23 protein-coding genes are annotated in these 22,571 nt (G+C 39.4%); all 23 read right to left on the bottom strand.

Going from position 1 to position 22,571, the window contains the following annotated elements:
- Nucleotides 1-19: 19 nt before the first annotated feature.
- Complete coding sequence (locus HNR53_RS02380) at nucleotides 20-1,723, bottom strand: proline--tRNA ligase (protein ID WP_184522355.1); 1,704 nt, start codon at nucleotides 1,721-1,723, stop codon at nucleotides 20-22.
- Nucleotides 1,724-1,803: 80 nt separating this feature from the next.
- Nucleotides 1,804-3,075 (bottom strand): RIP metalloprotease RseP, encoded by a 1,272-nt coding sequence (rseP, locus tag HNR53_RS02375; protein ID WP_184522353.1) that lies wholly within the window; start codon nucleotides 3,073-3,075, stop codon nucleotides 1,804-1,806.
- Nucleotides 3,076-3,131: 56 nt separating this feature from the next.
- Nucleotides 3,132-4,277, bottom strand: coding sequence for a 1-deoxy-D-xylulose-5-phosphate reductoisomerase (dxr, locus tag HNR53_RS02370; protein WP_184522351.1), 1,146 nt, complete (start codon nucleotides 4,275-4,277; stop codon nucleotides 3,132-3,134).
- A gap of 102 nt (nucleotides 4,278-4,379) precedes the next feature.
- Entirely contained in the window at nucleotides 4,380-5,165 is a 786-nt protein-coding gene (locus HNR53_RS02365; RefSeq protein ID WP_184522349.1) for a phosphatidate cytidylyltransferase, read from the bottom strand.
- Nucleotides 5,166-5,179: 14 nt separating this feature from the next.
- The gene (uppS, locus tag HNR53_RS02360; RefSeq protein ID WP_184522347.1) at nucleotides 5,180-5,959 is read right to left on the bottom strand and encodes an undecaprenyl pyrophosphate synthase; all 780 of its coding nucleotides are present in this window, start codon (nucleotides 5,957-5,959) and stop codon (nucleotides 5,180-5,182) included.
- A 267-nt stretch (nucleotides 5,960-6,226) separates the two neighbouring features.
- A complete protein-coding gene (gene frr, locus HNR53_RS02355) occupies nucleotides 6,227-6,784 on the bottom strand; it encodes a ribosome recycling factor (RefSeq protein ID WP_184522345.1) in 558 nt (185 codons plus the stop codon).
- A 2-nt stretch (nucleotides 6,785-6,786) separates the two neighbouring features.
- Nucleotides 6,787-7,509, bottom strand: coding sequence for a UMP kinase (gene pyrH, locus HNR53_RS02350; protein ID WP_184522343.1), 723 nt, complete (start codon nucleotides 7,507-7,509; stop codon nucleotides 6,787-6,789).
- A 97-nt stretch (nucleotides 7,510-7,606) separates the two neighbouring features.
- Nucleotides 7,607-8,491 carry a translation elongation factor Ts gene (tsf, locus tag HNR53_RS02345; RefSeq protein ID WP_184522341.1) on the bottom strand — a complete coding sequence of 295 codons (885 nt, stop codon included), beginning with the start codon at nucleotides 8,489-8,491 and terminating at the stop codon, nucleotides 7,607-7,609.
- Between the two features lie 142 nt (nucleotides 8,492-8,633).
- The gene (rpsB, locus tag HNR53_RS02340; protein WP_184522339.1) at nucleotides 8,634-9,347 is read right to left on the bottom strand and encodes a 30S ribosomal protein S2; all 714 of its coding nucleotides are present in this window, start codon (nucleotides 9,345-9,347) and stop codon (nucleotides 8,634-8,636) included.
- 154 nt (nucleotides 9,348-9,501) lie between these two features.
- Nucleotides 9,502-10,164, bottom strand: coding sequence for a hypothetical protein (locus HNR53_RS02335; RefSeq protein WP_184522336.1), 663 nt, complete (start codon nucleotides 10,162-10,164; stop codon nucleotides 9,502-9,504).
- 81 nt (nucleotides 10,165-10,245) lie between these two features.
- On the bottom strand, nucleotides 10,246-11,010 hold the full coding sequence (locus HNR53_RS02330) for a FliA/WhiG family RNA polymerase sigma factor (protein ID WP_184522333.1): 765 nt from the start codon (nucleotides 11,008-11,010) through the stop codon (nucleotides 10,246-10,248).
- Between the two features lie 27 nt (nucleotides 11,011-11,037).
- A complete protein-coding gene (locus HNR53_RS02325; RefSeq protein ID WP_184522331.1) occupies nucleotides 11,038-11,541 on the bottom strand; it encodes a chemotaxis protein CheD in 504 nt (167 codons plus the stop codon).
- Nucleotides 11,534-12,175, bottom strand: coding sequence for a chemotaxis protein CheC (locus HNR53_RS02320; RefSeq protein ID WP_184522329.1), 642 nt, complete (start codon nucleotides 12,173-12,175; stop codon nucleotides 11,534-11,536). The genes HNR53_RS02325 and HNR53_RS02320 overlap by 8 nt, the downstream gene beginning before the upstream one ends.
- A 1-nt stretch (nucleotide 12,176) precedes the next feature.
- Nucleotides 12,177-12,638 (bottom strand): chemotaxis protein CheW, encoded by a 462-nt coding sequence (locus HNR53_RS02315; RefSeq protein WP_184522327.1) that lies wholly within the window; start codon nucleotides 12,636-12,638, stop codon nucleotides 12,177-12,179.
- 50 nt (nucleotides 12,639-12,688) lie between these two features.
- Nucleotides 12,689-14,740, bottom strand: a complete 2,052-nt coding sequence (locus HNR53_RS02310; RefSeq protein ID WP_184522325.1) for a chemotaxis protein CheA — start codon at nucleotides 14,738-14,740, stop codon at nucleotides 12,689-12,691.
- Nucleotides 14,741-14,928: 188 nt separating this feature from the next.
- Complete coding sequence (locus HNR53_RS02305) at nucleotides 14,929-15,798, bottom strand: MinD/ParA family protein (RefSeq protein ID WP_184522323.1); 870 nt, start codon at nucleotides 15,796-15,798, stop codon at nucleotides 14,929-14,931.
- Nucleotide 15,799: 1 nt separating this feature from the next.
- Nucleotides 15,800-16,957, bottom strand: a complete 1,158-nt coding sequence (gene flhF / locus HNR53_RS02300; protein ID WP_184522320.1) for a flagellar biosynthesis GTPase FlhF — start codon at nucleotides 16,955-16,957, stop codon at nucleotides 15,800-15,802.
- On the bottom strand, nucleotides 16,954-18,990 hold the full coding sequence (flhA, locus tag HNR53_RS02295) for a flagellar biosynthesis protein FlhA (RefSeq protein ID WP_184522317.1): 2,037 nt from the start codon (nucleotides 18,988-18,990) through the stop codon (nucleotides 16,954-16,956). The genes flhF and flhA overlap by 4 nt, the downstream gene beginning before the upstream one ends.
- A gap of 51 nt (nucleotides 18,991-19,041) precedes the next feature.
- A complete protein-coding gene (gene flhB, locus HNR53_RS02290; RefSeq protein WP_184522314.1) occupies nucleotides 19,042-20,124 on the bottom strand; it encodes a flagellar biosynthesis protein FlhB in 1,083 nt (360 codons plus the stop codon).
- Entirely contained in the window at nucleotides 20,125-20,901 is a 777-nt protein-coding gene (gene fliR, locus HNR53_RS02285; RefSeq protein ID WP_184522311.1) for a flagellar biosynthetic protein FliR, read from the bottom strand. It lies immediately after the preceding gene.
- Between the two features lie 4 nt (nucleotides 20,902-20,905).
- Complete coding sequence (gene fliQ / locus HNR53_RS02280) at nucleotides 20,906-21,175, bottom strand: flagellar biosynthesis protein FliQ (protein ID WP_184522308.1); 270 nt, start codon at nucleotides 21,173-21,175, stop codon at nucleotides 20,906-20,908.
- Between the two features lie 16 nt (nucleotides 21,176-21,191).
- On the bottom strand, nucleotides 21,192-21,857 hold the full coding sequence (gene fliP / locus HNR53_RS02275; RefSeq protein WP_184522305.1) for a flagellar type III secretion system pore protein FliP: 666 nt from the start codon (nucleotides 21,855-21,857) through the stop codon (nucleotides 21,192-21,194).
- The gene (locus tag HNR53_RS02270) at nucleotides 21,854-22,564 is read right to left on the bottom strand and encodes a flagellar biosynthetic protein FliO (protein WP_184522302.1); all 711 of its coding nucleotides are present in this window, start codon (nucleotides 22,562-22,564) and stop codon (nucleotides 21,854-21,856) included. The genes fliP and HNR53_RS02270 overlap by 4 nt, the downstream gene beginning before the upstream one ends.
- Nucleotides 22,565-22,571 lie beyond the last annotated feature (7 nt).

Below are 22,571 nucleotides of genomic sequence, written 5' to 3'. Positions count from 1 at the left end.
CCATTTGACTTTGTGAAGTTTACAATGTTTCAAGCAGCACGGATATTTTAGCCATCAGTTCATCTGTATGAACTTCAAACATTTCGTCTGTTTTACGAACTTTTACTTCGACAATTCCTTCTCCAGCTTTTTTCCCTACTGTCACACGAATCGGCAGCCCAATTAGATCACTATCAGCAAACTTAACCCCCGGTCTTTCCTGACGATCATCAAGAAGAACCTCAAGCTTGTTTTGCTTCATTTCAGCATAAAGCTTCTCCGCCAATGCCGCCTGCGCTTCATCCTTCATATTGACAGCAACAAGATGAACATCAAATGGAGCAACACTAACAGGCCAAATCAAACCTTTATCATCATTAAATTGTTCTGCAATAGCAGCCATCGTACGTGAAACACCAATTCCATAACAGCCCATAATAAATGGTTTTGTTTTTCCATTTTCATCAAGGTAAACCGCATTCATCGCTTCGCTATAGCGGGTACCAAGCTTGAATACATGTCCTACTTCAATACCTTTGGCAAATAAAATCCTTCCAATACCATCCGGCGAAGGATCTCCCTCCTGGATGAAGCGAAGATCTTCATAGCGTGAGACAGTGAAATCCCGTTCTGGATTTACATTGATATAGTGATAGTCCTCTTCATTTGCTCCGCATACACCATTGACAATCGCCTTTACTGCATGATCGGCAATGATTTCTACGCCGGATACAGCAACAGGTCCAAGGGATCCTACTGAACAGCCAAGAACCTCTTTCGTTTCCTCGGGCTCAGCCAATTCCACAACCCCGGCCTGATATAAATTTTTCAATTTTATATCATTTACTTCATGGTCACCACGAACAAGAACCAATACAAACTGATCATCCACTTTAAACAGCAGTGATTTAATACAATCCTCAGCTGTTACATTTAAGAAGGCGGACACATCCGCAATCGTCTTTTGGTTTTCTGTTAATACTTTTTCCATTTCTTTTGCTGTTTCAGCTTTTTTCTCATACTGAACATCAACTGGAGCCATTTCAATATTAGCTGCATAGGTAGATGTATCTGAATAAGCGATGGTATCTTCACCAACATCAGATAATACCATAAATTCATGAGTATCTTTTCCACCCATTGCCCCTGAATCAGCAATAACGGCACGGAAATTTAAGCCGCAGCGGGAGAAGATATTGTGATAAGCCTGAAAAATATCAGCATAGGTTTCATCAAGACTTTCTTGTGAAGCATGGAAGGAATAACCGTCCTTCATGATAAATTCTCTTCCGCGTAATAAGCCAAAACGTGGTCTTTTTTCATCACGGAATTTTGTTTGGATTTGATATAAGCTAAGCGGCAGCCGCTTGTAAGATTTCACTTCATCACGGACAAGGCTTGTAATAACTTCTTCGTGCGTGGCCCCTAAGGCAAACTCACGGTTATTACGATCATGCAGCCGCATTAATTCTGGACCATATGTATACCATCTTCCGGATTCCTGCCACAGTTCCGCAGCTTGCAGCGCCGGCATTAATAATTCAACAGCACCGGAATGATCCATTTCTTCGCGGACAATCTGCTCTACTTTTTGCAGCACACGCTTGGCTAATGGCAAATAGCTGTATATTCCGCTTGCATTCTGACGCATAAAACCAGCACGCAATAATAATTGATGGCTCTTAATTTCTGCATCTGCGGGAACTTCCCTTAATGTGGGGATAAGCATCTTACTTTGTTTCATCTACTAGCACCTCTATATTTAATGAATGTCATGAAAAATGTATGTGGCAGGCTCAAATGTGTTCCTGCCACATTGAATCGTTAATCTAAAAAGAATCTTTGTATATCATTCCATGTAACAACCAGCATAAGAAGCATAAGTAAAGCAAAGCCCAAGAAATGCACCATACCTTCCTTCTGGCGGTCAACCGGTTTACCGCGGACAGCTTCTACGGCAAAAAACAATAATCTTCCACCATCAAGTGCCGGAATTGGAAGCAGGTTCATAATTCCCAGATTCACGCTCAACATAGCTGCCCATTTCATCAAGTAAATAACACCGCCTGTTTGGGCCACCATGTCTGTCGATTGATAGATTCCAACAGGACCTGATAAGGCATCGATGGAAAATTCACCTGTGATTAGTTTTCCTAAAGCGAAGAATATTTCCTTTGTCCAGAAATAGGTTTCAGATACTCCATAGGAAATCGCTTTTACAGGGGATTTTTCGGTTGGGCTGTAGACGCCAATTACCCCTATTTGCCTCCCCTTTGCATCCTTACTGATGTTTGGTGTAACAGGTATCTCCATTTCCTCTCCAGCACGCTCGATAGAGAATGTTAATTCATTTTCCGGGTTTTTGCGAATGATTTCTACGACATCCGGCCATTCTGCAATTTCCGCTCCGTTAATGGCATGAACAATATCGCCTTCTTTCAGTCCCGCTGAAATCGCTGAACCGTCTTTAGTCAGTTTCCCGAGAACAGGTTCTGTCGATGGAACACCTTGAATAAATGCCAGAATAACAAAGACAACGAAAGCGAGGACAAAGTTCATCGCAGGTCCGGCAAAAATGGTTAACGTTCTTTGCCAAAGTGTTTTGGAAGCAAACTGACGGTTATATGGAGCTATTTGCGTTTCTGATCCATTTTCAACGTATACTGCATCGGGAAGAATTTCATAAGTACGAAGCACTTCTTCTTCATCCCCGTCCAGGTATCCTTTAATAAACAAATCGTGCTCCGCATCAGCTTGTTCTACTTCCATTACAAGGCAATCGGGAAACTTATTTTTATTGTTTAAGACAATTTTTTGAACTTTATTTTCATTATTCAGCAATAACCCTACACGATAGCCTGGCTTAATCTCGATCATTTCAGGATCTTCACCGGCCATTCTCACGAATCCCCCAATAGGCAGCAGACGAATCGTATATACTGTCTCATTCTTTTTAAAAGAAAGCACCTTTGGACCAAAACCAATTGCAAATTCACGGCATAAGATACCCGCTCTTTTGGCCAACATTAAATGACCTAGTTCATGAAAAAAGACAAGCGCTCCAAATATCACGATGAAGGCTATAACAGTAGTCAATATATTACCACCTTTTTAAAGAATTAAGTAAAAGACTTACGTTTATTTTTGCGGCATCATTGAATAATCGATTGAAGATAGGCTCTAGTTTCACGATCAATTTCTTCAATTTCAGCAAGGCTTGGAGATTCCTGTTTTTGATGCTGATTTAAAGCTTTCTCAACACAATCTTCAATTTGTAAAAACGTGATCCGTTTTTCTAAAAATGCAGCAACAGCTGTTTCATTGGCTGCATTCAATACCGTTGGATAGGAGCCGCCGGCCTTACCAGCCTCAATGGCAAGTTTTAAACAACGAAAGCGCTCCAAATCGATCTCTTGAAAATGCAATTGTCCAATTTTAGCTAAATTTAAACGGTGTGCATGAAGGAGGGGAAGACGATCTGGATAGGATAAAGCATACTGGATCGGAACCCGCATATCCGGACTGCCAAGCTGCGCAATCACACTGCTGTCATGAAATTCAACCATGGAATGAATAACACTTTCCTTATGCAGTAATACATCAATTTTTTCATAGGGAAGCGCAAATAGCCAATGTGCTTCAATGACTTCCAGTCCTTTATTCATCATGGAAGCAGAATCAATCGTGATTTTAGCACCCATTGACCAATTGGGATGATGAAGAGCCTCTTCAATCGTTACTGAATTTAATTCATCTCTTGTTCGATCACGAAAACTTCCACCGGAAGCCGTTAAGATGATTCTTTCTATATTCTTTGTTCTTTCTCCTTGCAACGCCTGAAAAATGGCGGAATGTTCGCTGTCTACGGGGAGAATCGGAACTCCGGAATTCTTTGCCGCTTCCATGACAAGATGACCGGCTGTAACGAGTGTTTCCTTATTTGCCAGCGCAATTGTTTTATGTGCTTCAATCGCCTGCAGAGTCGGCTGGAGCCCTACACTTCCCATTACTCCGTTTACCAGTATTTCAGACTTATCATATACAGCGACATCCGTAATTCCTTCTTCCCCATACGTAAATGAAATTCCGGGAAATTCTGCTTGGAGCATTTCTGCATCCTCTTTATTTATAGTTGATACCAATTCAGGAGACAAGTCATGAATGATCTTTCTTGCCAAAGGAATATTTCTTCCGACAGACATGGCGGCTAATGAAAATTCCTTCCGATGATTCTTAAGAATATCAACTGTCTGCGTTCCTATTGAACCAGTTGCACCTAATAAACTAATATATTTCAATGACCCCTCATCTCCTACACAATTGCCTCACTTGTTATTTTTTATCATATTAACAATGATGACTTTACATTCCACTACAAAGAACTGATTTCCTCTTCTATTCTACAAGATGAAAAAGTAGATCAGCGGACAAACAAATAAAAGACTATCGAAGCGGTCCAATATTCCTCCATGCCCTGGGAGGATATTTCCAGAATCCTTTACGTTATAATGTCTCTTTAACGCTGATTCAACCAGATCTCCTATTTGTCCAAAAATGGATAAAAAGATGGTAACAACGGCAATCCAGGCAATGGCAACGTCCATATCAGTGATCAGAACATAAATAATACTGACAATAATGGCACTAATCGTGCCGCCCAATGCCCCTTCAACGGTTTTATTTGGACTAATCTCAGGCCATAGTTTTCTTTTTCCCAATTTTCGTCCAATTAAATAAGCTCCTGAATCCGTCGTCCAGATGATAAATAAGGCATAAAAAATAAAAACAAGACCATTTTCTCTCGTTTCGATAAAATAATAGAAACCCATTCCAATATATAAAGTACACATCATCGAAAAGGATACATCATCAAATGTAAAACGATTTTTTGTCGCTACCGTATAGGTTAAAAATAACAATACAGCCAGAAGAGCAATTTCAACCTTTGTCAGATTAATGGACTCTAAAATAAATTGATATTGGCCGGGAATCAAGAAACTCCATAAAACGAGCAGGGATATGACCCCTGGAAAGGAAAATAATTTTAGCTCCCTCATTTTTAATAATTCATAAAGAGCAATGGATGCAAAAACATAGGTGAGCGCAATAAATGGTAATCCTCCCCATATTGTGAAGGAAATCAAAACCGCCCCGAAAATGACTGCTGTAATAACTCTTTGCTTCATCTAAGTCAACACCTTTACTGTACTCCTCCAAAACGCCGCTGGCGATTTTGAAACACTTCGATTGCTTCTAATAGGTGGTTTTCTGTAAAATCGGGCCAAAGCACATCAGTAAACCAAAATTCCGTATAGGCAAGCTGCCAAAGCATAAAATTACTTAATCGTATTTCACCACTTGTTCGAATTAATAGATCGGGATCCGGCAAACCTTTTGTCATTAAATATTCCGCAAAAACTTCTTCTGTTATTTCGTTTCCATTCAGTATACCACTTTTACAGTCATTTAAGACGCTTTTCACCGCCTCAATTATTTCTGCTCTGCTCCCGTAGTTTAAAGCGAAATTTAAAATTAAACCTGTATTATCCTTCGTTTCACGGATAGCTTTATCCACCGCGCTGGTCGTGTGCGCAGGAAGCCCCTCCTTATACCCCATCATTTGAACCTTTACATTTTCTTCAATTAATTCCGGAAGAAAGGTACCTAAAAATTCCTCTGGAAGCTTCATTAAATATTCCACTTCTGTTTTTGGGCGCTTCCAATTCTCCGTAGAAAAAGCGTAAAGTGTGAGCACCTTTACATCCAATTGATTAGCTATTTTCGTAATTTTTCGAACAACTTTCATTCCTTCATGATGCCCAGCAATTCTTGGTAAAGCCCTTTTTTTAGCCCACCGCCCATTTCCATCCATAATAATGGCAATATGGGAGGGAATGGGTTGTTTCATTACTTCTGTCATTCGATCGCGGAGATTGGAAGAGATATCTGCTTTCTTCCATATATTAAATTTATTAAACATTTATTGCTCCTCCAAAAAGATTTATCTCATCCTCCGACAAAAATCAGTTATTCGTACAAAGGCAAGTGGATTTCTTTCTTTCATATCATACCAAAAATACGATAAGATATCTCTATAAAAAAGGTTGATTCACCTATAAAATCACTGCTTATCAATATCCTCGATATATTTTTGCTCCACGTAACTGCTTTTATTACGAAAACCCGTAACATGATTAAAAACCCCCTAATCAATAGAGGGTTCTCTTTCACAAAAGATGTGTCCGAATTATACTTCAAGTATTTCTTTCTCTTTTTCTTTCGTCATTGAATCGATCTTGTTGATATACTCGTCAGTGACTTTTTGAACTTCATCAGAATATCCGCGAAGATCATCTTCTGTGATCTCACCGGATTTTTCAAGTTTTTTCAAGTCATCATTGGCATCTCTGCGTACATTTCTAATCGCAACTTTCGCTTCCTCAGCTTCCTTTTTGACCAATTTAGCTAATTCTTTGCGGCGTTCTTCTGTCAAAGCTGGAATCGCTAAACGAATCATATTTCCGTCATTAGTTGGATTTAAGCCAAGATCAGATTTTAAAATGGCCTTTTCAATCTCGCCTAAAATCGTTTTATCATACGGCTGGATGACTAAAAGCCGCGCTTCAGGAACAGAAATACCGGCTAATTGGTTTACTGGTGTTGGAGCACCATAATAATCAACTGAAATACGATCTAAAAGTGAAGCATTAGCCCTTCCGGCACGAATACTTGCAAGTTCCCGTGAATAAGCCTGAATCGCTTTAGTCATTCTGTCTTTTGCATTAGCTACAACTTGTTTCGGCATGATTATTTCCCCCTTACAATAGTTCCGATTTTTTCACCCATGACGGCACGCTTGATGTTTCCATTTTCCATAATAGAAAAAACAATAAGTGGAATGTCATTATCCATACATAAAGACGAAGCTGTTGAATCCATTACAGCAAGTCCTTCCTTAATGACATCTAAGTATGAAAGCTCATCGTATTTTTTCGCCGTTTTATCAATACGAGGATCTGCTGAATAAACTCCATCCACATTATTTTTCGCCATTAATATGACTTCTGCTTCAATCTCTGCGGCTCTTAATGCAGCCGTTGTATCAGTTGAAAAATAAGGATTTCCTGTACCAGCTGCAAAAATAACAACCCGCTTTTTCTCTAAATGGCGGATGGCTCTTCTCCGGATATACGGCTCTGCTACCTGGCGCATTTCAATAGATGTTTGGACCCTTGTCTCACAGCCAAACTGCTCAAGACTATCCTGTAATGCCAGCGAATTCATAACGGTAGCAAGCATTCCCATATAATCTGCTGTCGCCCTGTCCATGCCCATTTCCTCGCCAATTTTACCGCGCCAAATGTTTCCGCCGCCAACAACAACGGCTACTTCAACACCAAGATCAGCCAGTTCCTTTACTTGTGATGCAACTGATTTAATGACTGCCGGATAAATTCCAAACCCCTGTTCACCTGCTAAAGCTTCTCCGCTTAGTTTTAAGACAACACGTTTATATTTTGGGCTCTCCATAGAAACCTCCATATGTATTATACTACTCTTTTCCTTATTTGCTTTAAAAACAGGGAACACAATGTGTTCCCTGTATGACAAAACATCTCAGCAAATATTATTTCTTCATTTGGTTCATAACTTCTTCAGCGAAGTTTTCTTCACGTTTCTCTAGACCTTCTCCTACTTCGTAACGAACGAATTCGCGTACAGTTGCGCCTTTAGATTCAACAAATTTACGTACTTTTTGATCTGAATCTTTTACAAATGCTTGGTCAAGCAGACAGATATCTTCAAAGTATTTGCCTAAACGTCCTTCAACCATTTTCACTACGATCTTTTCAGGTTTACCTTCGTTAAGCGCTTGTTGTGTAAGTACTTCGCGTTCATGTTCAACTTCTTCAGCTGATATTTGATCGCGGGATACATATTTAGGATTTAAAGCAGCAATGTGCATAGAAACATCTTTGGCAGTATCTGCATCTGTTGTACCTTCTAATACTGTTAATACACCAATTCTTCCGCCCATATGAAGGTATGCACCAAATGCATCATTATCCGTTTTAGTTTTTACTTCAAAACGGCGAAGATTCATTTTTTCTCCGATTTTTGCAATCGCTGCGCTGATATGGTCTGCAACAGTTGCTCCATTCGCCATTGTAGATGCTAATGCGGCATCAACATCTGCTGGTTTAGCTGCTAGTAAATGTTCAGCTAATTCTTTTACAAGGGTTTGGAATCCTTCGTTTTTAGCAACGAAGTCTGTTTCAGCATTTACTTCTAAAATAACAGCATCATTTCCATTTACTACCACAGATGTTAAACCTTCAGCAGCAATACGGTCTGCCTTTTTCGCAGCAGATGCCATTCCTTTTTCACGTAAAAAGTCAATTGCTTTATCCATATCACCGTCAGTTTGCGTTAATGCCTTTTTGCAGTCCATCATACCTGCACCAGTTTTTTCACGAAGTTCTTTAACCATTTGCGCTGTAATAGTAGCCATAATGTATCTTCCTCCTAATAATTTATGTATTCAATTCGCAATTCCTTCAAAAAAAGGTGATAAAGGGGGCTTCCCTCTTATCACCTTTCCCTGTCTAAATCCAGTCTATTCTATATTATAAGGCTTATTCTTTCAATTAAGATTAAGCGTTTGTTTCTACTACTTCTACTTCTTCGCCTTGCTTCGCTTCTAAGATAGCATCTGCCATTTTACCTGTTAATAATTTAACAGCGCGGATTGCATCATCGTTTGCAGGGATAACCACATCAATTTCATCCGGATCGCAGTTTGTATCAACAATACCGACGATAGGAATGTTTAATTTGTGTGCTTCTGCAACAGCAATTCTTTCCTTGCGAGGGTCGATAATGAAAAGTGCATCAGGAAGACCTTTCATATCTTTGATACCGCCTAAGAATTTTTCAAGACGTTCTTGTTCTTTTCTCAATTGAACGACTTCTTTCTTTGGTAATACATCAAATGTACCATCTTCAGCCATTCTTTCGATATCTTTTAAACGTCCAATACGCTTTTGGATAGTTTCAAAGTTAGTTAATGTACCGCCTAACCAGCGTTGGTTAACATAGTACATACCAGAACGAATTGCTTCTTCTTTTACTGAATCTTGAGCTTGTTTCTTTGTACCAACAAATAAAACAGTACCGCCGTTAGCAGCAAGTTCTTTCATCCAATTGTAAGCTTCTTCAACCTTTTTAACTGTTTTTTGCAGGTCGATGATATAAATGCCGTTACGCTCTGTGAAAATGTATTTTTTCATTTTTGGGTTCCAACGGCGTGTTTGGTGTCCGAAATGTACACCAGCTTCAAGTAATTGTTTCATTGAAATAACTGACATGATAGTTCCTCCTAGTGGTTTTTATTTTCCTCCGCCTATATCATTTCTTAATAGAAACTGAAATAAATCAGCACCATCCACTCAGATCAATAGACGTGTGTATTAACACCGTTTTAAAATATAACATATATGTGAAGGGAAAATCAAGTTATTCTTATTTGTTTTCGCGAAATTTAAGAAGAAGTTCAATTTCTGTTTTTCCCTTTTTCAATTTTTGCGCCATTTCTTTCTCCGAGATCCCCTCTTTTTTCATGATCAGGACTTGCGTGAGTAAGGAGTCTTGGATCAATGCTTCGGTCTGCTTTGTCTTTCCTTTTTCAGCAAGAGATAAAGCTTGTTTCATGTCTAAAATTGATTTTCTCTGTTCTTTGTTTTCTATAGCTTGAGGGGGAATAGAAACCTCTTGTTTTTTTTGCGTATGCTGCTGGTAGGCCTTAACAGCCTGCAAACTGACTGTTTTTTCAAGCTGCGAGGAAAGATCCAGCGCTTCCCTGGTTAACTCGATCTTTTCCATTTCACTGTTATGCACCACTTCCGGTTCGTGACTTAACGGGAGATCAACAGGTTTAGAAGAGAATGATTCAACAGAGAAATTCTGCTTTTCATCTTTTATCTTTTTAACTTCACGGATAAAATGTTCGTTTTCGTCCTTCATTTCTAATAAATAAGAATTGATCAGCAGTTCCATTTCCTTTATCGCCTTTTTTTGATTTTCCTCCACCTGAAGAAGCTTATTCTGGCGTAAAAATAAGATGACAATAGCCAGCATAGCTATGATATTCAATATTATACTGACAATAATAAGAAAGACTAACATATGACCCCTCTATCCTTATGCTTCAATGATTGTACTTAATAAGAATAATCCTAGAACTGATTCCCTTTATCATTTCTTTCATTATATAAGTTTTTCTAGAGCTTTTCTTAGTTTATAAATACATTTGGAATGGATTTGTGAAATTCTTGATGTAGAGAGATTCATGATTTGTCCAATTTCGGTCAAAGTTAACTCTTCTTGATAAAATAAGCTAATGACAAGTTGTTCTTTTTCATTTAATTGTGCTATTAATTCAGACATTTCTTGAATGACTTCATTTTTCAAGACATTTTCTTCCGGGATGACAGCTCTTTCATCTTTTATTGTTAAGATCGGTAATCCCGGATCGTCATGTTCTTTTACTCCCTCATCCAATGATAATACATTAGCGAAGAAATATTCATTCGTTGTGGTATAGACTTCTTCAATCGGTATCTTCAATTCTTCAGCAATTTCTTCTGCTGTAACATTCCGCAAATATTGCTGCTCAAGCTTTCCGATTACTGCATCCATTTTTTTCGCCTTGTCCCTTGTACTTCTTGGAAGCCAGTCTTCCTTTCTTAATCCATCTAAAATAGCACCACGTACCCGGAACGAGGCATATGTATCAAATTTCAGGTCTCTTTTTGGATCAAATTTTTCCAGTGCATCATATAAGCCCATCATCCCAAGGCTTTTCAGATCTTCTCTGGAAACATTCTTAGGGAGTGATACAGAAATGCGCTGTACATGGTAACTAACAAGAGATAGATACTTTTTGATTAAAAAGTTGCCGGCATCCTCGTCACGGGAGGTTGTCCATTTTTCCCAATATTGCTGTTCATCTTCTGTTGCAGCATGTACCATTTAGACTCTGTCGCCCCCTTCGTCAACTTATAAATAGGTGATTCCTTTATTTACCGTTCTGATGGATAAAACTCCTGACTTTGGATTGAATTCTATCGTTCTTCCGCTATTACCTCCGGTATCCTCGCCAACAAGAGATATTCTTAGAGATAATAGTTGTTTTTTTACGGCTTCAACATTTCTTGGACCAATCCGCATCATGTCACTATTGCTTGTAAATTGAAACATTTGCGCCCCGCCGGCGATCTTCGCTTTTAAGACCTCTTTTCTTGCTCCTTGCTGCAGAAGACGTAATACCAGTTCTTTTACAGCCGTATCAGCGAATTTTGCCAGATTGAGTGCACTTGTACTATTTTTAGAAAGAGATGAGTCCGGGAGCATCACATGTGCTAATCCCCCTAATTCCCTAGACTTGTCATAGATCACAACGCCGACACAAGAGCCCAGCCCCGAAGTGCGAATCAAATCAGGAGAAGAGACGATATTCATATCAGCTATTCCGACTTTCACTATTTGCTGTATCCTATTCATCGATAGCAACTCCTAGTGAACGAAAAATTTTCTCAGACGAATCCGGATCCGGGAAAAGAAAGAAATGCCCATCCATACTTTCAGTTCGATTATTCTCCACATCTTTAAAAGCCGTTTCAATGACTAAACAATAATCGCTAAATTGGGATAGTTCAACAAATCCATATGAAATCACGGCGCCAATCATATCGATGCTCATCGCTGGAACGGAGGGATGCATCTTGAGACCGGTGAAATCAGATAAAGAAGATATATAGGAGCCGACAAGGATATTTCCTAACTCCTGAAATGCCGATATAGATAATTCATCGTATGGCGGTGCCGCAAATGAAAAGCTATTATTTCCAGTCATTTGCCGCACCAGCCTCTCCCCATGTTCCAAAGGAAGGACAAAAAACATATGGGAAGGTGCTTCTCCTTCTATTTTAAAGTAGACAATGGCAGCGATACTCTCCGCCCCTCCCGCCATTTCCATCATTTCATCAAACGAGACGACCCGGACATTTGGCACCTTCATTTCGATTTTCTTATTCATCATCTTTGAAAGCGCGGTGGCTGCGTTTCCTGCACCAATATTTCCTGTTTCCTTCAGAATATCCAAATGTATAGAGGATATATGCTCTAAATAACTCATCTTACTGGCCTGCTGTTTTTATTTTTTTAGGATCCAAAACTTTTTCGAGATCGATTAAAATAAGCAGCCTTTTTTCTAGTTTGACAACTCCGCTGATGGAATCATCCTCCTCATAATCTCCAACTTCCGGAGATGGTTCGATGGAATCCTCATTTATATCGATTACATCATTAGCAGCATCTACAATTAGTCCGACTTCTATGTCGTTATGGGCGACGATAATAATTCTCGTCTCATCTGAATATGGGCATTCTTCCATACAAAAACGTTTCCTCAGATCAATAACAGGTGTCACAATGCCCCGAAGATTGATCACTCCTTTAATAAAGACTGCTGTGCCAGGTACTCTTGTGATATGCTGTACCTTTTCAATCCCATAAACGTCATTTACGGGGATACCATAATCTTTGCCATTTAATTTAAATACGATTAATTTTATTTCTTTTGCCATTATTTCGGACATACTTCTTACACCTCTTTCATCCCTGCTTACCTGAATATATGAATGGATAGCTACTTCAGCAGTGCATTACAATCAACAACCAATGCAACCTGACCGTTCCCTAAAATTGTTGCCCCGGAAATAGCAAATACATTGGTAAAATAGTCACCTAATGATTTAAGGACAATCTCCTGCTGACCAATAAAGGAATCGACAACAAGCGCAGCTATTTTTTCACCTTTGCGGACAATGATAACGGATGTGTATTCATCATTTTCTTTAGAAACTGGAACCTGAAACAAATCCTTTAGGTACAGTAAAGGAATAATTTTTCCGCGGAAATCAATCACTTTTTGATTATGTGCCAATAATATGTCTTCTTTTTTGATGATGGCTGTTTCGATGATTGAATTTAGCGGAATCGCATATTTTTCCTCCTGAACCTCTATTAACAGAACAGATATAATGGATAAAGTTAATGGCAATTGGATAGAGAATTTTGAGCCTGATCCTTCAATGGAATCGATGGAAACGTTCCCTCCAAGATTTTCAATCGTATTTTTCACGACATCTAACCCCACGCCGCGGCCGGAAATATCAGAAATCTTTTCAGCAGTTGAAAATCCGGAAGCAAAGATCAATTCATAAACTTGTTGATCCGATAGTGCAGCGGCATTTTGCGGGCTGACAATCCCGTTCTTTAGTGCCTTTTGCAGCACTTTATCACGGCTAATCCCATTGCCATCATCTTCAATCTCGATAAATACATGATTTCCAGAGTGATACGCTTTTAGAATAACCGTTCCTTCTTCACTTTTCCCACGTGATCTTCTAATTTCAGGTGTCTCGATTCCATGGTCAATGGAATTACGAATTAAGTGCACAAGCGGATCGCCAATTTCATCAATAACCGTTCGATCGAGTTCTGTTTCAGCTCCTCTGATTTCGAGATTTATCTTTTTATGTAAATCGCGCGCCAGCTGCCGGACCATACGCGGGAAACGGTTAAATACCGTTTCAATTGGTACCATGCGCATATTTAAGATAATATTTTGCAGATCACTTGTTGTTCTCGACATCCTGTCAACCGTTTCTTGTAATTCCTGGTTTTTCAAATCAAAGGAAATCTGTTCTAGTCTGCCTCTATCAATTACTAATTCCTCAAATAGATTCAAAAGTATGTCTAAACGTTCTATATTTACCCGTATCGTTTTACTATTCTGTTTTGCATGTGACTGATGGTTATTTTTGCTTGCATCGTTTTGCAGCTCATTCTTTTCGTTTTCCTGTAATACCGGAACAGAAACGGCCTCGTCGTGAGTTGCATTTGGAACAGATCCACGGGCAGCTTCCAATGATTCGAGAGTAAGTGGTGTAAGCGAAACAGCGCTGACTTCAGAAACCGTCATAATTTGCTTTTCAATAATAGCAGGCTCTTCATTTGTAATAATGGTAACAGTGAAAGTCTGATCAAACTGCTCTTCCTCCAGCCGCTCCACAGATGGTACTGACTTAACCACCTCAGCAGTATTTTCTAAAGCAGAAAATACCATATATACCCTGGCTGCCTTTAACAGACAGTCTGCATTTAAAGTGATGGTCAATTCATATATTTGAAACCCTTGTTCTTTGGATTGTTCCAAGACAGTACGCTCATATTCATCATAGCTGATGTTTAATGGCATGGTTTCCTCTATACGAGCAGCGGCTGTTTCTTTTCGGCCTTCTGCGGCAAGTGGGCTTTTCCCATTTTCTATAAGCTTAAGCTTCTCTACAACATCCGAAACATCTCTTTTTCCATCACCGCCTCCAGCAATAGACTGAATCATTGCTTCTAAATGATCGACGGCTAAAAAGACAACATCAAGAATTTCCGGGTTAAAAGAGATCTTTTTTTGCCTAATGGCATCCAGTACATTTTCCATTTGATGTGTAAGGCTGGCCAGATCTTCATATCCCATCGTTGCAGACATGCCCTTTAAAGTATGAGCAGAACGAAAAATTTCATTAACAATGGAAAGATCCTCAGGGTTTTTTTCCAGCATCAATAGATTCTCATTACATGATTGTAAATGCTCTTTGCTTTCTTCAATAAAGACTTCTAAATATTGGCTAATATCCATTATTCTCACACCTTTCAGAATCAAACCTATTTAAACCTATTTCGGTACAAACGACTCGGTTCTTTTTTACTACTTTCAGAGCAGCAGGAAACCGTATATTTCCTGTTGTAGGCTCATGGATAAAGAACCTAAAAGAAGTTTCTTTCCTTTTTATTTACATTCCTGAGTACTTTCCTCCATTATATACACTACCTTTCAAACAAGAAACGTTTTAGCCTCGCAACAAAATTCGTTTTTACTACATGACGCGGTTGTAGAAATTCCTGCTGGCAGAATCTTTCTGTCATTTTAAATAGTGCACGTGAAGATGGTGCTTTCGCATTATATTGGGTAAATGGTATTTGTCTTTTTACTGCTTTTGTTATATTTTGGTCATCAGGAAGAATCCCAAGGAAGGCCACATCCTTCTGTAAAAAATGTCTTAAGACGCTTGAGATGCGATTAAATGTTTCAATCCCCTCTTTTTCATTATGAGAACGATTCACCACGATGGAAAAAGGCATTTCTTTATTCTCTGCTGTAATATATTTAATCACTGAATATGCATCTGTAATAGAAGGTGGTTCTGGTGTTGTCAACACTACTACTTCATCAACTGATAAAATAAATTGCAACGAAGTTTCATTGAGTCCTGCGGACATATCAAAGATGACATAATGATAGTCGTTTAACAGCTTCGTAAATTCTTCTGTAAAAGAATAGAACGATTCTTTATTTATTTTCGGAAGAGTGGATAACCCAGTACCTCCGGCAATTATATGGAGCCCCCCCGGTAGTTCTGTGATCATCCTTCTTAATGGGACGGGGTTTTCAGAAAAAAAGTCCGCAATGGAATATGAAGGCGATAATCCAGATAAAATGTCAATATTCCCCATACCAATATCCATATCAAATATTAGGACAGAATTCCCTCTATTTTTCAATTCGATGGCGAAGTTTAAGGCAAAGTTCGACTTTCCCACTCCGCCTTTTCCGCTGATGACGGCCAAAGTTTTTACGGGCAGCGCCAATTCCTTTGCTAACAGCTTTTCGCGTAAATTCTCAGCTTGATCTTTCATTCTAATTAACCCCTATTAGACATTTGACTACTTTTTCTGGAGTTGCTGAAATAATGTCATCCGGTACATTTTGACCATTTGTGATATATGCCACAGGCTTTTGCCAGGAATACATGATGTTAAACATCGCTCCAAAAGTAGAGGTTTCATCCGCCTTCGTTAAAATGATTTTATCAATATGTACCGCATCGAATTGATGATATATCTCTTCCATATCCATTTGCTTAGATGTTAAGGAGAGAACAAGAAATGTTTCCAATCCTTTGCTAAAGTCAATATTCTTTTGCAAATCTGCTACATTCGCAGGATTTCTAAAGTTTCGTCCAGCTGTGTCAATGAACACGACATCATAGTTTTCAAACTGAGTGACCGCTTTTTGAAAATCCTCCATATTGTAACAAACCTCAATGGGAACATTTAAAATATTGGCATAGGTTTTCAACTGTTCAATTGCCGCAATTCGATATGTATCCGTAGTAATAAAGGCCACTTTCTTTTTGTGTTTCAAAATACATTCAGCGGCCATTTTCGCTAACGTAGTCGTTTTTCCTACACCTGTCGGTCCGACAACCGTAATGAATTTTTTCGTAAAAGAAATATCTGAAAAAGGCAAATGTGAAATTTTCATCATCATATGTTCCTTTGCCCACATCAGCACTTCTGCCTCTGATTTGCTTTCACCAGCCTCTATCCACCATTTCATGGCATCATTTACGATTGTCTCGACCACTAATTCCTTTATTTCCTGTTTTAGAAGAAGTTGCTGCATTTTCTGAATCGGTACAGGCAAAGGAGGAACTTCTTTATCATTCCGCTCTACAACACCGCTTAATAACAATTTTAATTCAGAAATTTCTTTACGTAATTCTTCAGTTTCTCGTTCCTCTTTCATTTCGGCTGTTTTTTCCGTGCTTGTTTTTGAGGACGCAGTTGGGATAGCCACAGCCTTTCGTTTATCTGGTTTCATCTGCTGGACCATTTCAAACGGCTTTTCATCAAGCGCTGCAATCACTTCGATGCTTCTTTTTTTAAAAAAGCCAAGGAATCCATTCGTTTGAATCACCCTTGAATTCAAAATAATCGCATCATTTCCCAGATCGCTGCGAATCAGCTTCATCGCTTCCGGCATTGTGGATGCGCGATATTTTTTTACCTTCATTCAACACTCACCACCCCGACACTTTGAACCTCTACATTGGCTTCTAATTCGTTATAAGACAAGATTGGAATTTGTGGAAAATAACGCTCGGTCAATTGACGAATATACATTCTCACAGCAGGTGAACAAAGAACGATTGGAGTGGATTCCATTAAGGAAAGCTGTTCAACCTGTGCGGCAATGGCTTCCAATATACGCTGTGATATGGTTGGATCAATCGCTAAATAGCTGCCATGCTCAGTCTGCTGAATTCCATCAGCAATCACCTTTTCGACTTTACCTGAAACAGTCACGACCTTTATCGATTCGTTTTGCTGCGAATACTGATTCGTAATTTGTCTCGCCAGCGCTTGTCTTACATATTCTGTTAAAACATCTGTATCTGATGTTATCTTTGCAAAATCAGCAAGTGTTTCAAAAATGACCGGAAGATTCCGAACCGAAACATTTTCTTTTAATAGTTTTGCCAAAACCTTTTGAATTTCTCCAACGGACAACGGATTTGGCGTCACTTCTTCCACTAGAATTGGATAGCTTTCCTGCAAATGATCAATCAATTGTTTCGTCTCCTGGCGACCCAATAAATCATGGGCATTCATCTTAATCATTTCCGTAATGTGCGTAGAAACAACGGAAGGCGGATCGACAACGGTATACCCTAATATCTCCGCATCTTCCTTCATATCTTCTGTAATCCATTTCGCCGGCAGACCAAATGACGGCTCAATTGTATCAATTCCATAAATGGAGTCATCGTCTGCACCCGGGCTCATAGCCAAATAGTGATCGAGAAGAAGTTCCCCACGGGCCATTTCGGTTCCCTTAATTTTTAAGCGGTATTCATTTGGCTGCAGCTGGATATTATCTCTAATCCGCACCACCGGAATTACTAAGCCTAGCTCGATAGCCAGCTGCCGGCGGATCATGACGATTCTATCTAACAAATCCCCGCCTTGGTTTGTATCTACAAGCGGAATTAATCCATAGCCGAATTCGAATTCAATGGGATCCATATTTAATAAGGTAACGACATTTTCAGGACTTTTTAGTTCTGCTGTATCTTGTTCTTCCTCTATCTCATCTAACTGTTCCTTGTATCCTGCCGGCACCTTCGAGAAGCGGTAACCGCCTAATACAAGTAATCCGGCAATAGGAATAGTCAATACATCACTGATCGGAGTGAATAATCCCAAGGCAAAAATAGTCCCTCCTGTGATATAGAGCATTTTAGGATAAGAAAATAATTGAGACGTAATATCCTGTCCCAGATTACCGTCAGAGGCTGCCCTTGTCACGACAATTCCTGTTGCAGTTGAGATTAACAAGGCTGGAACCTGGCTGACAAGACCATCCCCGACAGTCAGGAGCGAGAAATGACTGGCCGCATCAGCGAATGCCATTCCCTGTTGCAGCATTCCGATGACAATCCCAAAAATGAGGTTAATCAGCACAATAATGATACCGGCAATCGCATCTCCCTTAACAAATTTACTGGCACCATCCATGGAACCGTAAAAATCTGCTTCTCTGCTGACTTTTTCACGCCGTTCCCTCGCCTGCTGCTCGGATATCATGCCGGCATTTAAGTCGGCATCAATACTCATCTGTTTTCCCGGCATTGCGTCCAAAGTAAATCTTGCCGCAACTTCTGAAACACGTTCCGATCCTTTTGTAATAACGATAAAGTTAATTACAACCAAGATTAAAAAGACGACCAGACCGACAAGAATATTGCCGCCAACAACGAATGAACCAAATGTTTCAACAACCCCGCCGGCATCGCCGTGTGTCAGAATAGCACGTGTTGTCGAGACATTCAGCCCGAGACGAAATAATGTCAGTAAAAGCAGCAAAGAAGGAAATACTGATAACTGCAAAGGCTCTGTCATATTCATCGTTGTTAGAAGAACTAACAGCGCAAGTGAAATATTAATGATTAATAATATACTAAGGAGCCAAGTTGGCAGCGGAACGATTAACATGGCAACAATCATAATCACACCGAGAAATACCGATAATTCTTTTACTGACATGACATTCCCTCCTTTCCCCCAAGATAGAAAACACTATCCTTAAGCTCATGCTTAAATAATGTTTTTCGTACGGTAGACATAGGCTAAAATTTCAGCAACAGCTTTAAAAAACTCCTCCGGAATCGTTGCTCCAATTTCGGCCTGACTGTAAAGCGCTCTGGCAAGAGGCCGGTTCTCAACCATAATCACCTGATTTTCCTTTGCTATATATTTGATTTTCTGAGCGACATAATCGACCCCTTTCGCCACGACAAAGGGGGCATCAAGCTTCTTTTCATCATATTTTAGTGCAATGGCATAGTGAGTAGGATTCGTTATAATGACATCAGCGTTTGGTACTTCCTGCATCATTCTCCGCATCGCCATTTCCCGTTGTTTCTGCTTAATTTTTGATTTGATTAACGGATCCCCTTCTGAATTTTTAAATTCATCCTTTAAATCCTGCTTCGACATCCGAATATTTTTTTCAAAATCATATTTTTGATATAAATAATCCAGCAATGAAAGGAAAAGAAGAGCACCGGCAGCAAATAAGCCCATTTGCAGCGTCAGATCAGCCAATGTAGCTAATGCTGCTCCAATTGTTTTTTGAGAAAGAATTAATATTTCATCCATTCTGCTCCATAAAACAAGAAAGGTAATGACACCAACGATACTCAATTTCAAAATTGACTTTAAAAATTCAACAACGGAACGAAGAGAAAAAATCCGTTTAAAGCCTTTAATTGGGTCGATTTTTTCTAATTTCATTTGAATCGATTCCGGTGCAAACAGAAAACCGACCTGGAAATAATTCGCGGCCACACCGGCAATTAATCCAACAAGCATAATCGGTCCAACAAGCATAGCCATTTCCTTCATTATTTCAAAGAAAATTCTTTGTACATTTGCCTCAGTTAGTTCCATCAGCATATATTCCTGAAAGGAATGTTGAAGAATAGATAGAATAGATTTTTTTAAATAAGATCCGGCAGATAATAGGAATAAAAAAACAGCAAATAATCCAATGGCAACCGTAACATCCTGGCTTTTTGCAACCTGACCCTTTTTCCTTGAATCCTGACGTTTCTTGGGAGTGGCTTTTTCGGTTTTTTCCCCGGCGAAATATTGTAAATCTAAAGTTAATAGTTTCATTTACAGCCCCCCAAATAGAGACATGAGTCCCCTCATGGTCGTAAGCATCGTCTCAAATAATTTTGATACTGCTAACATCATCGTGCCCATCACAACAAGCAGAATGATAAAACTAACCCCAATTTTCACTGGTATACCGACGACAAATATATTTAATTGGGGAAAGGTTCTGGCCAAAATGCCAAGAGCCACATCGACAAGGAATAAGCTGCCTACAACCGGCAGAGACATCTGCAAGGCAATCATAAACATCGTACTAAACGAGCGAATCACATATTCTGCTATCTTAGCATTTCCAAGCGGCAGCCAGCCTTGCTCAAGGGGAATAAACTGATAACTGTTATAAATGCCATCAAGAATCAGATGATGCCCGTTAACCATTAATAAAAAAAACAAAGAAATAATATAAAAATACTGTCCCATCAGCGGGCTTTGTGCACCTGTTTGCGGGTCAATCACATTGGCAATGGCAAAACCCATTTGAAAGTCAATAAACCCTCCGGCCACCTGGATAGCAGAAAGAATCATAAATGCGACTAAACCAATAAGAATCCCTGTAAGAACTTCTTTTAAGATTAATAAATAATAATTACTATCAATCTGCAAAACCGGAACATCCATTGAAAAATACATGAGAATAGATAAAAAAAAGCCCAACCCCACTTTAAACTGTGCCGGGATTGTCCGATATGAAAAAAGAGGCAGCATCAAAAAGAAAGACGTTACCCGGGCGAAAACAAGCAAAAAGGCCGGAAATTCTGGAATAAGCTCTAGCATATGATTATCCTATATACCTAGTTAAATTAGAGAATATATCATTGGCATAGGACAGCATATGACCCAGCATCCAAGGTCCAAAAAACACAATTCCAAGCAAAACGGCTACGATTTTTGGAATAAAGGCTAATGTCTGTTCTTGAATTTGCGTAGTGGCCTGAAATATACTAACAATTAATCCGACAACAAGTGCCAATAACAGGAGTGGTCCGGCAATCAGCATGACGGTCCAAATCCCTTGTTCCGCAATGGCAATCACTGATTCAGGAGTCATCTCTTACTCACCTTCTCTAGAAGCTTTCTAAAAGCGATTTAATTACTAAATACCACCCATCCACCAATACAAATAATAATATTTTAAATGGCAGAGATATCATGACCGGAGGCAGCATCATCATTCCCATGGACATCAGGACGCTGGCAACAACCATATCAATAACGAGAAATGGAATAAAAATCATAAAACCAATTTGAAAGGCTGTTTTTAGTTCACTGATCGCAAATGCCGGTACAAGAGCAGATAAAGGAATATCCTGAATGGTTTTCGGGGTATCGGCATGTGCATAGTTTAGAAATAAAGCCAAATCCTTTTGTCTTGTATGGGCACTCATAAATTCCTTAAATGGCATGGATGCTTGTTCATAAGCTTGTTCCAGATTGATCTCTTCATTAAACAATGGGGTTAAAGCCTTGTCATTTACCTCCTGAAATGTTGGTGCCATGATAAAAAAGGTCAAAAAGAAGGAAAGGCCGATTATCACCTGATTAGGCGGCATCTGCTGGGTAGCAAGAGCTGTTCTCACAAATGAGAGCACGACCACGATACGCGTAAAACAAGTCATCAAGATAAGAATGCTCGGTGCCAGTGTTAGGACGGTCAGCAGTAAAATAAGTTTTACGGATGTCGAAACGTTTTCCGGTGAACTGGTATTAAAAAACTCCATAAATTCATTCATGGCTTATCCGTGCCCTCACTTTTTTCCACTTCTTCATAGATCTTTTTTCTTTCTTGAGCCAATTCAGTCAGCTGCTGCTTCAGCATCGATTGGAAAGGAGGCGCAGCTCCTAGGCTGTCCGCCTTACGCTTGTTCACCTTATTCATTATTTTCGCGAAAAGAACATTTGGCTGTACTAATTGGTCCAGTTTGCTGTTATATTCAGATACTATTTGTGTGAATTCCTTTTCATCTTCGATTTCTTTCAGAAGCTGAATATTTTCACCCACTCCAACAATAAATAATCGGCTTCCAATCTTGATTATTTGTACGGAACGATTTGCACCAAGAGGAACTCCGCCTAGGTTTTCTATTAACTGTGAACTCTTGAACATCGTGCTTTTTTTATTCACAAATTTCAGCACAAAATAAAGGAGTACCACAACAAAAATAGTCGCCAGAATCATTTTGCCAAAATCCCAGATCGTTAATCCAATCGGGGCGGTTTCCTCTGATACTGGAGTTGAATTTAACTGGTCCGGCTGTCTGTTTGCTGTATTCTTATCTCCTTTCTGCGGTGAAACCTGCTGTTCTCCGCATGTTTCCGGTTTTTCAATGCAGTCTTTCACACTATTATTTACCTGTTCTGCATAGACTTGAGCATTACCCCCAAGCAAAGCAAGCAAAAACATCAATCCTATGAAATAAAATCTTACCTTTGGTACCATTCTGCAC

Origin of the sequence: Bacillus benzoevorans (assembly GCF_014207535.1) — a bacterium.
In the GTDB taxonomy this organism is placed as follows: Bacteria; Bacillota; Bacilli; order Bacillales; family Cytobacillaceae; genus Bacillus_BD; species Bacillus_BD benzoevorans.
This window is presented reverse-complemented; position numbering and strand designations above follow the sequence as displayed.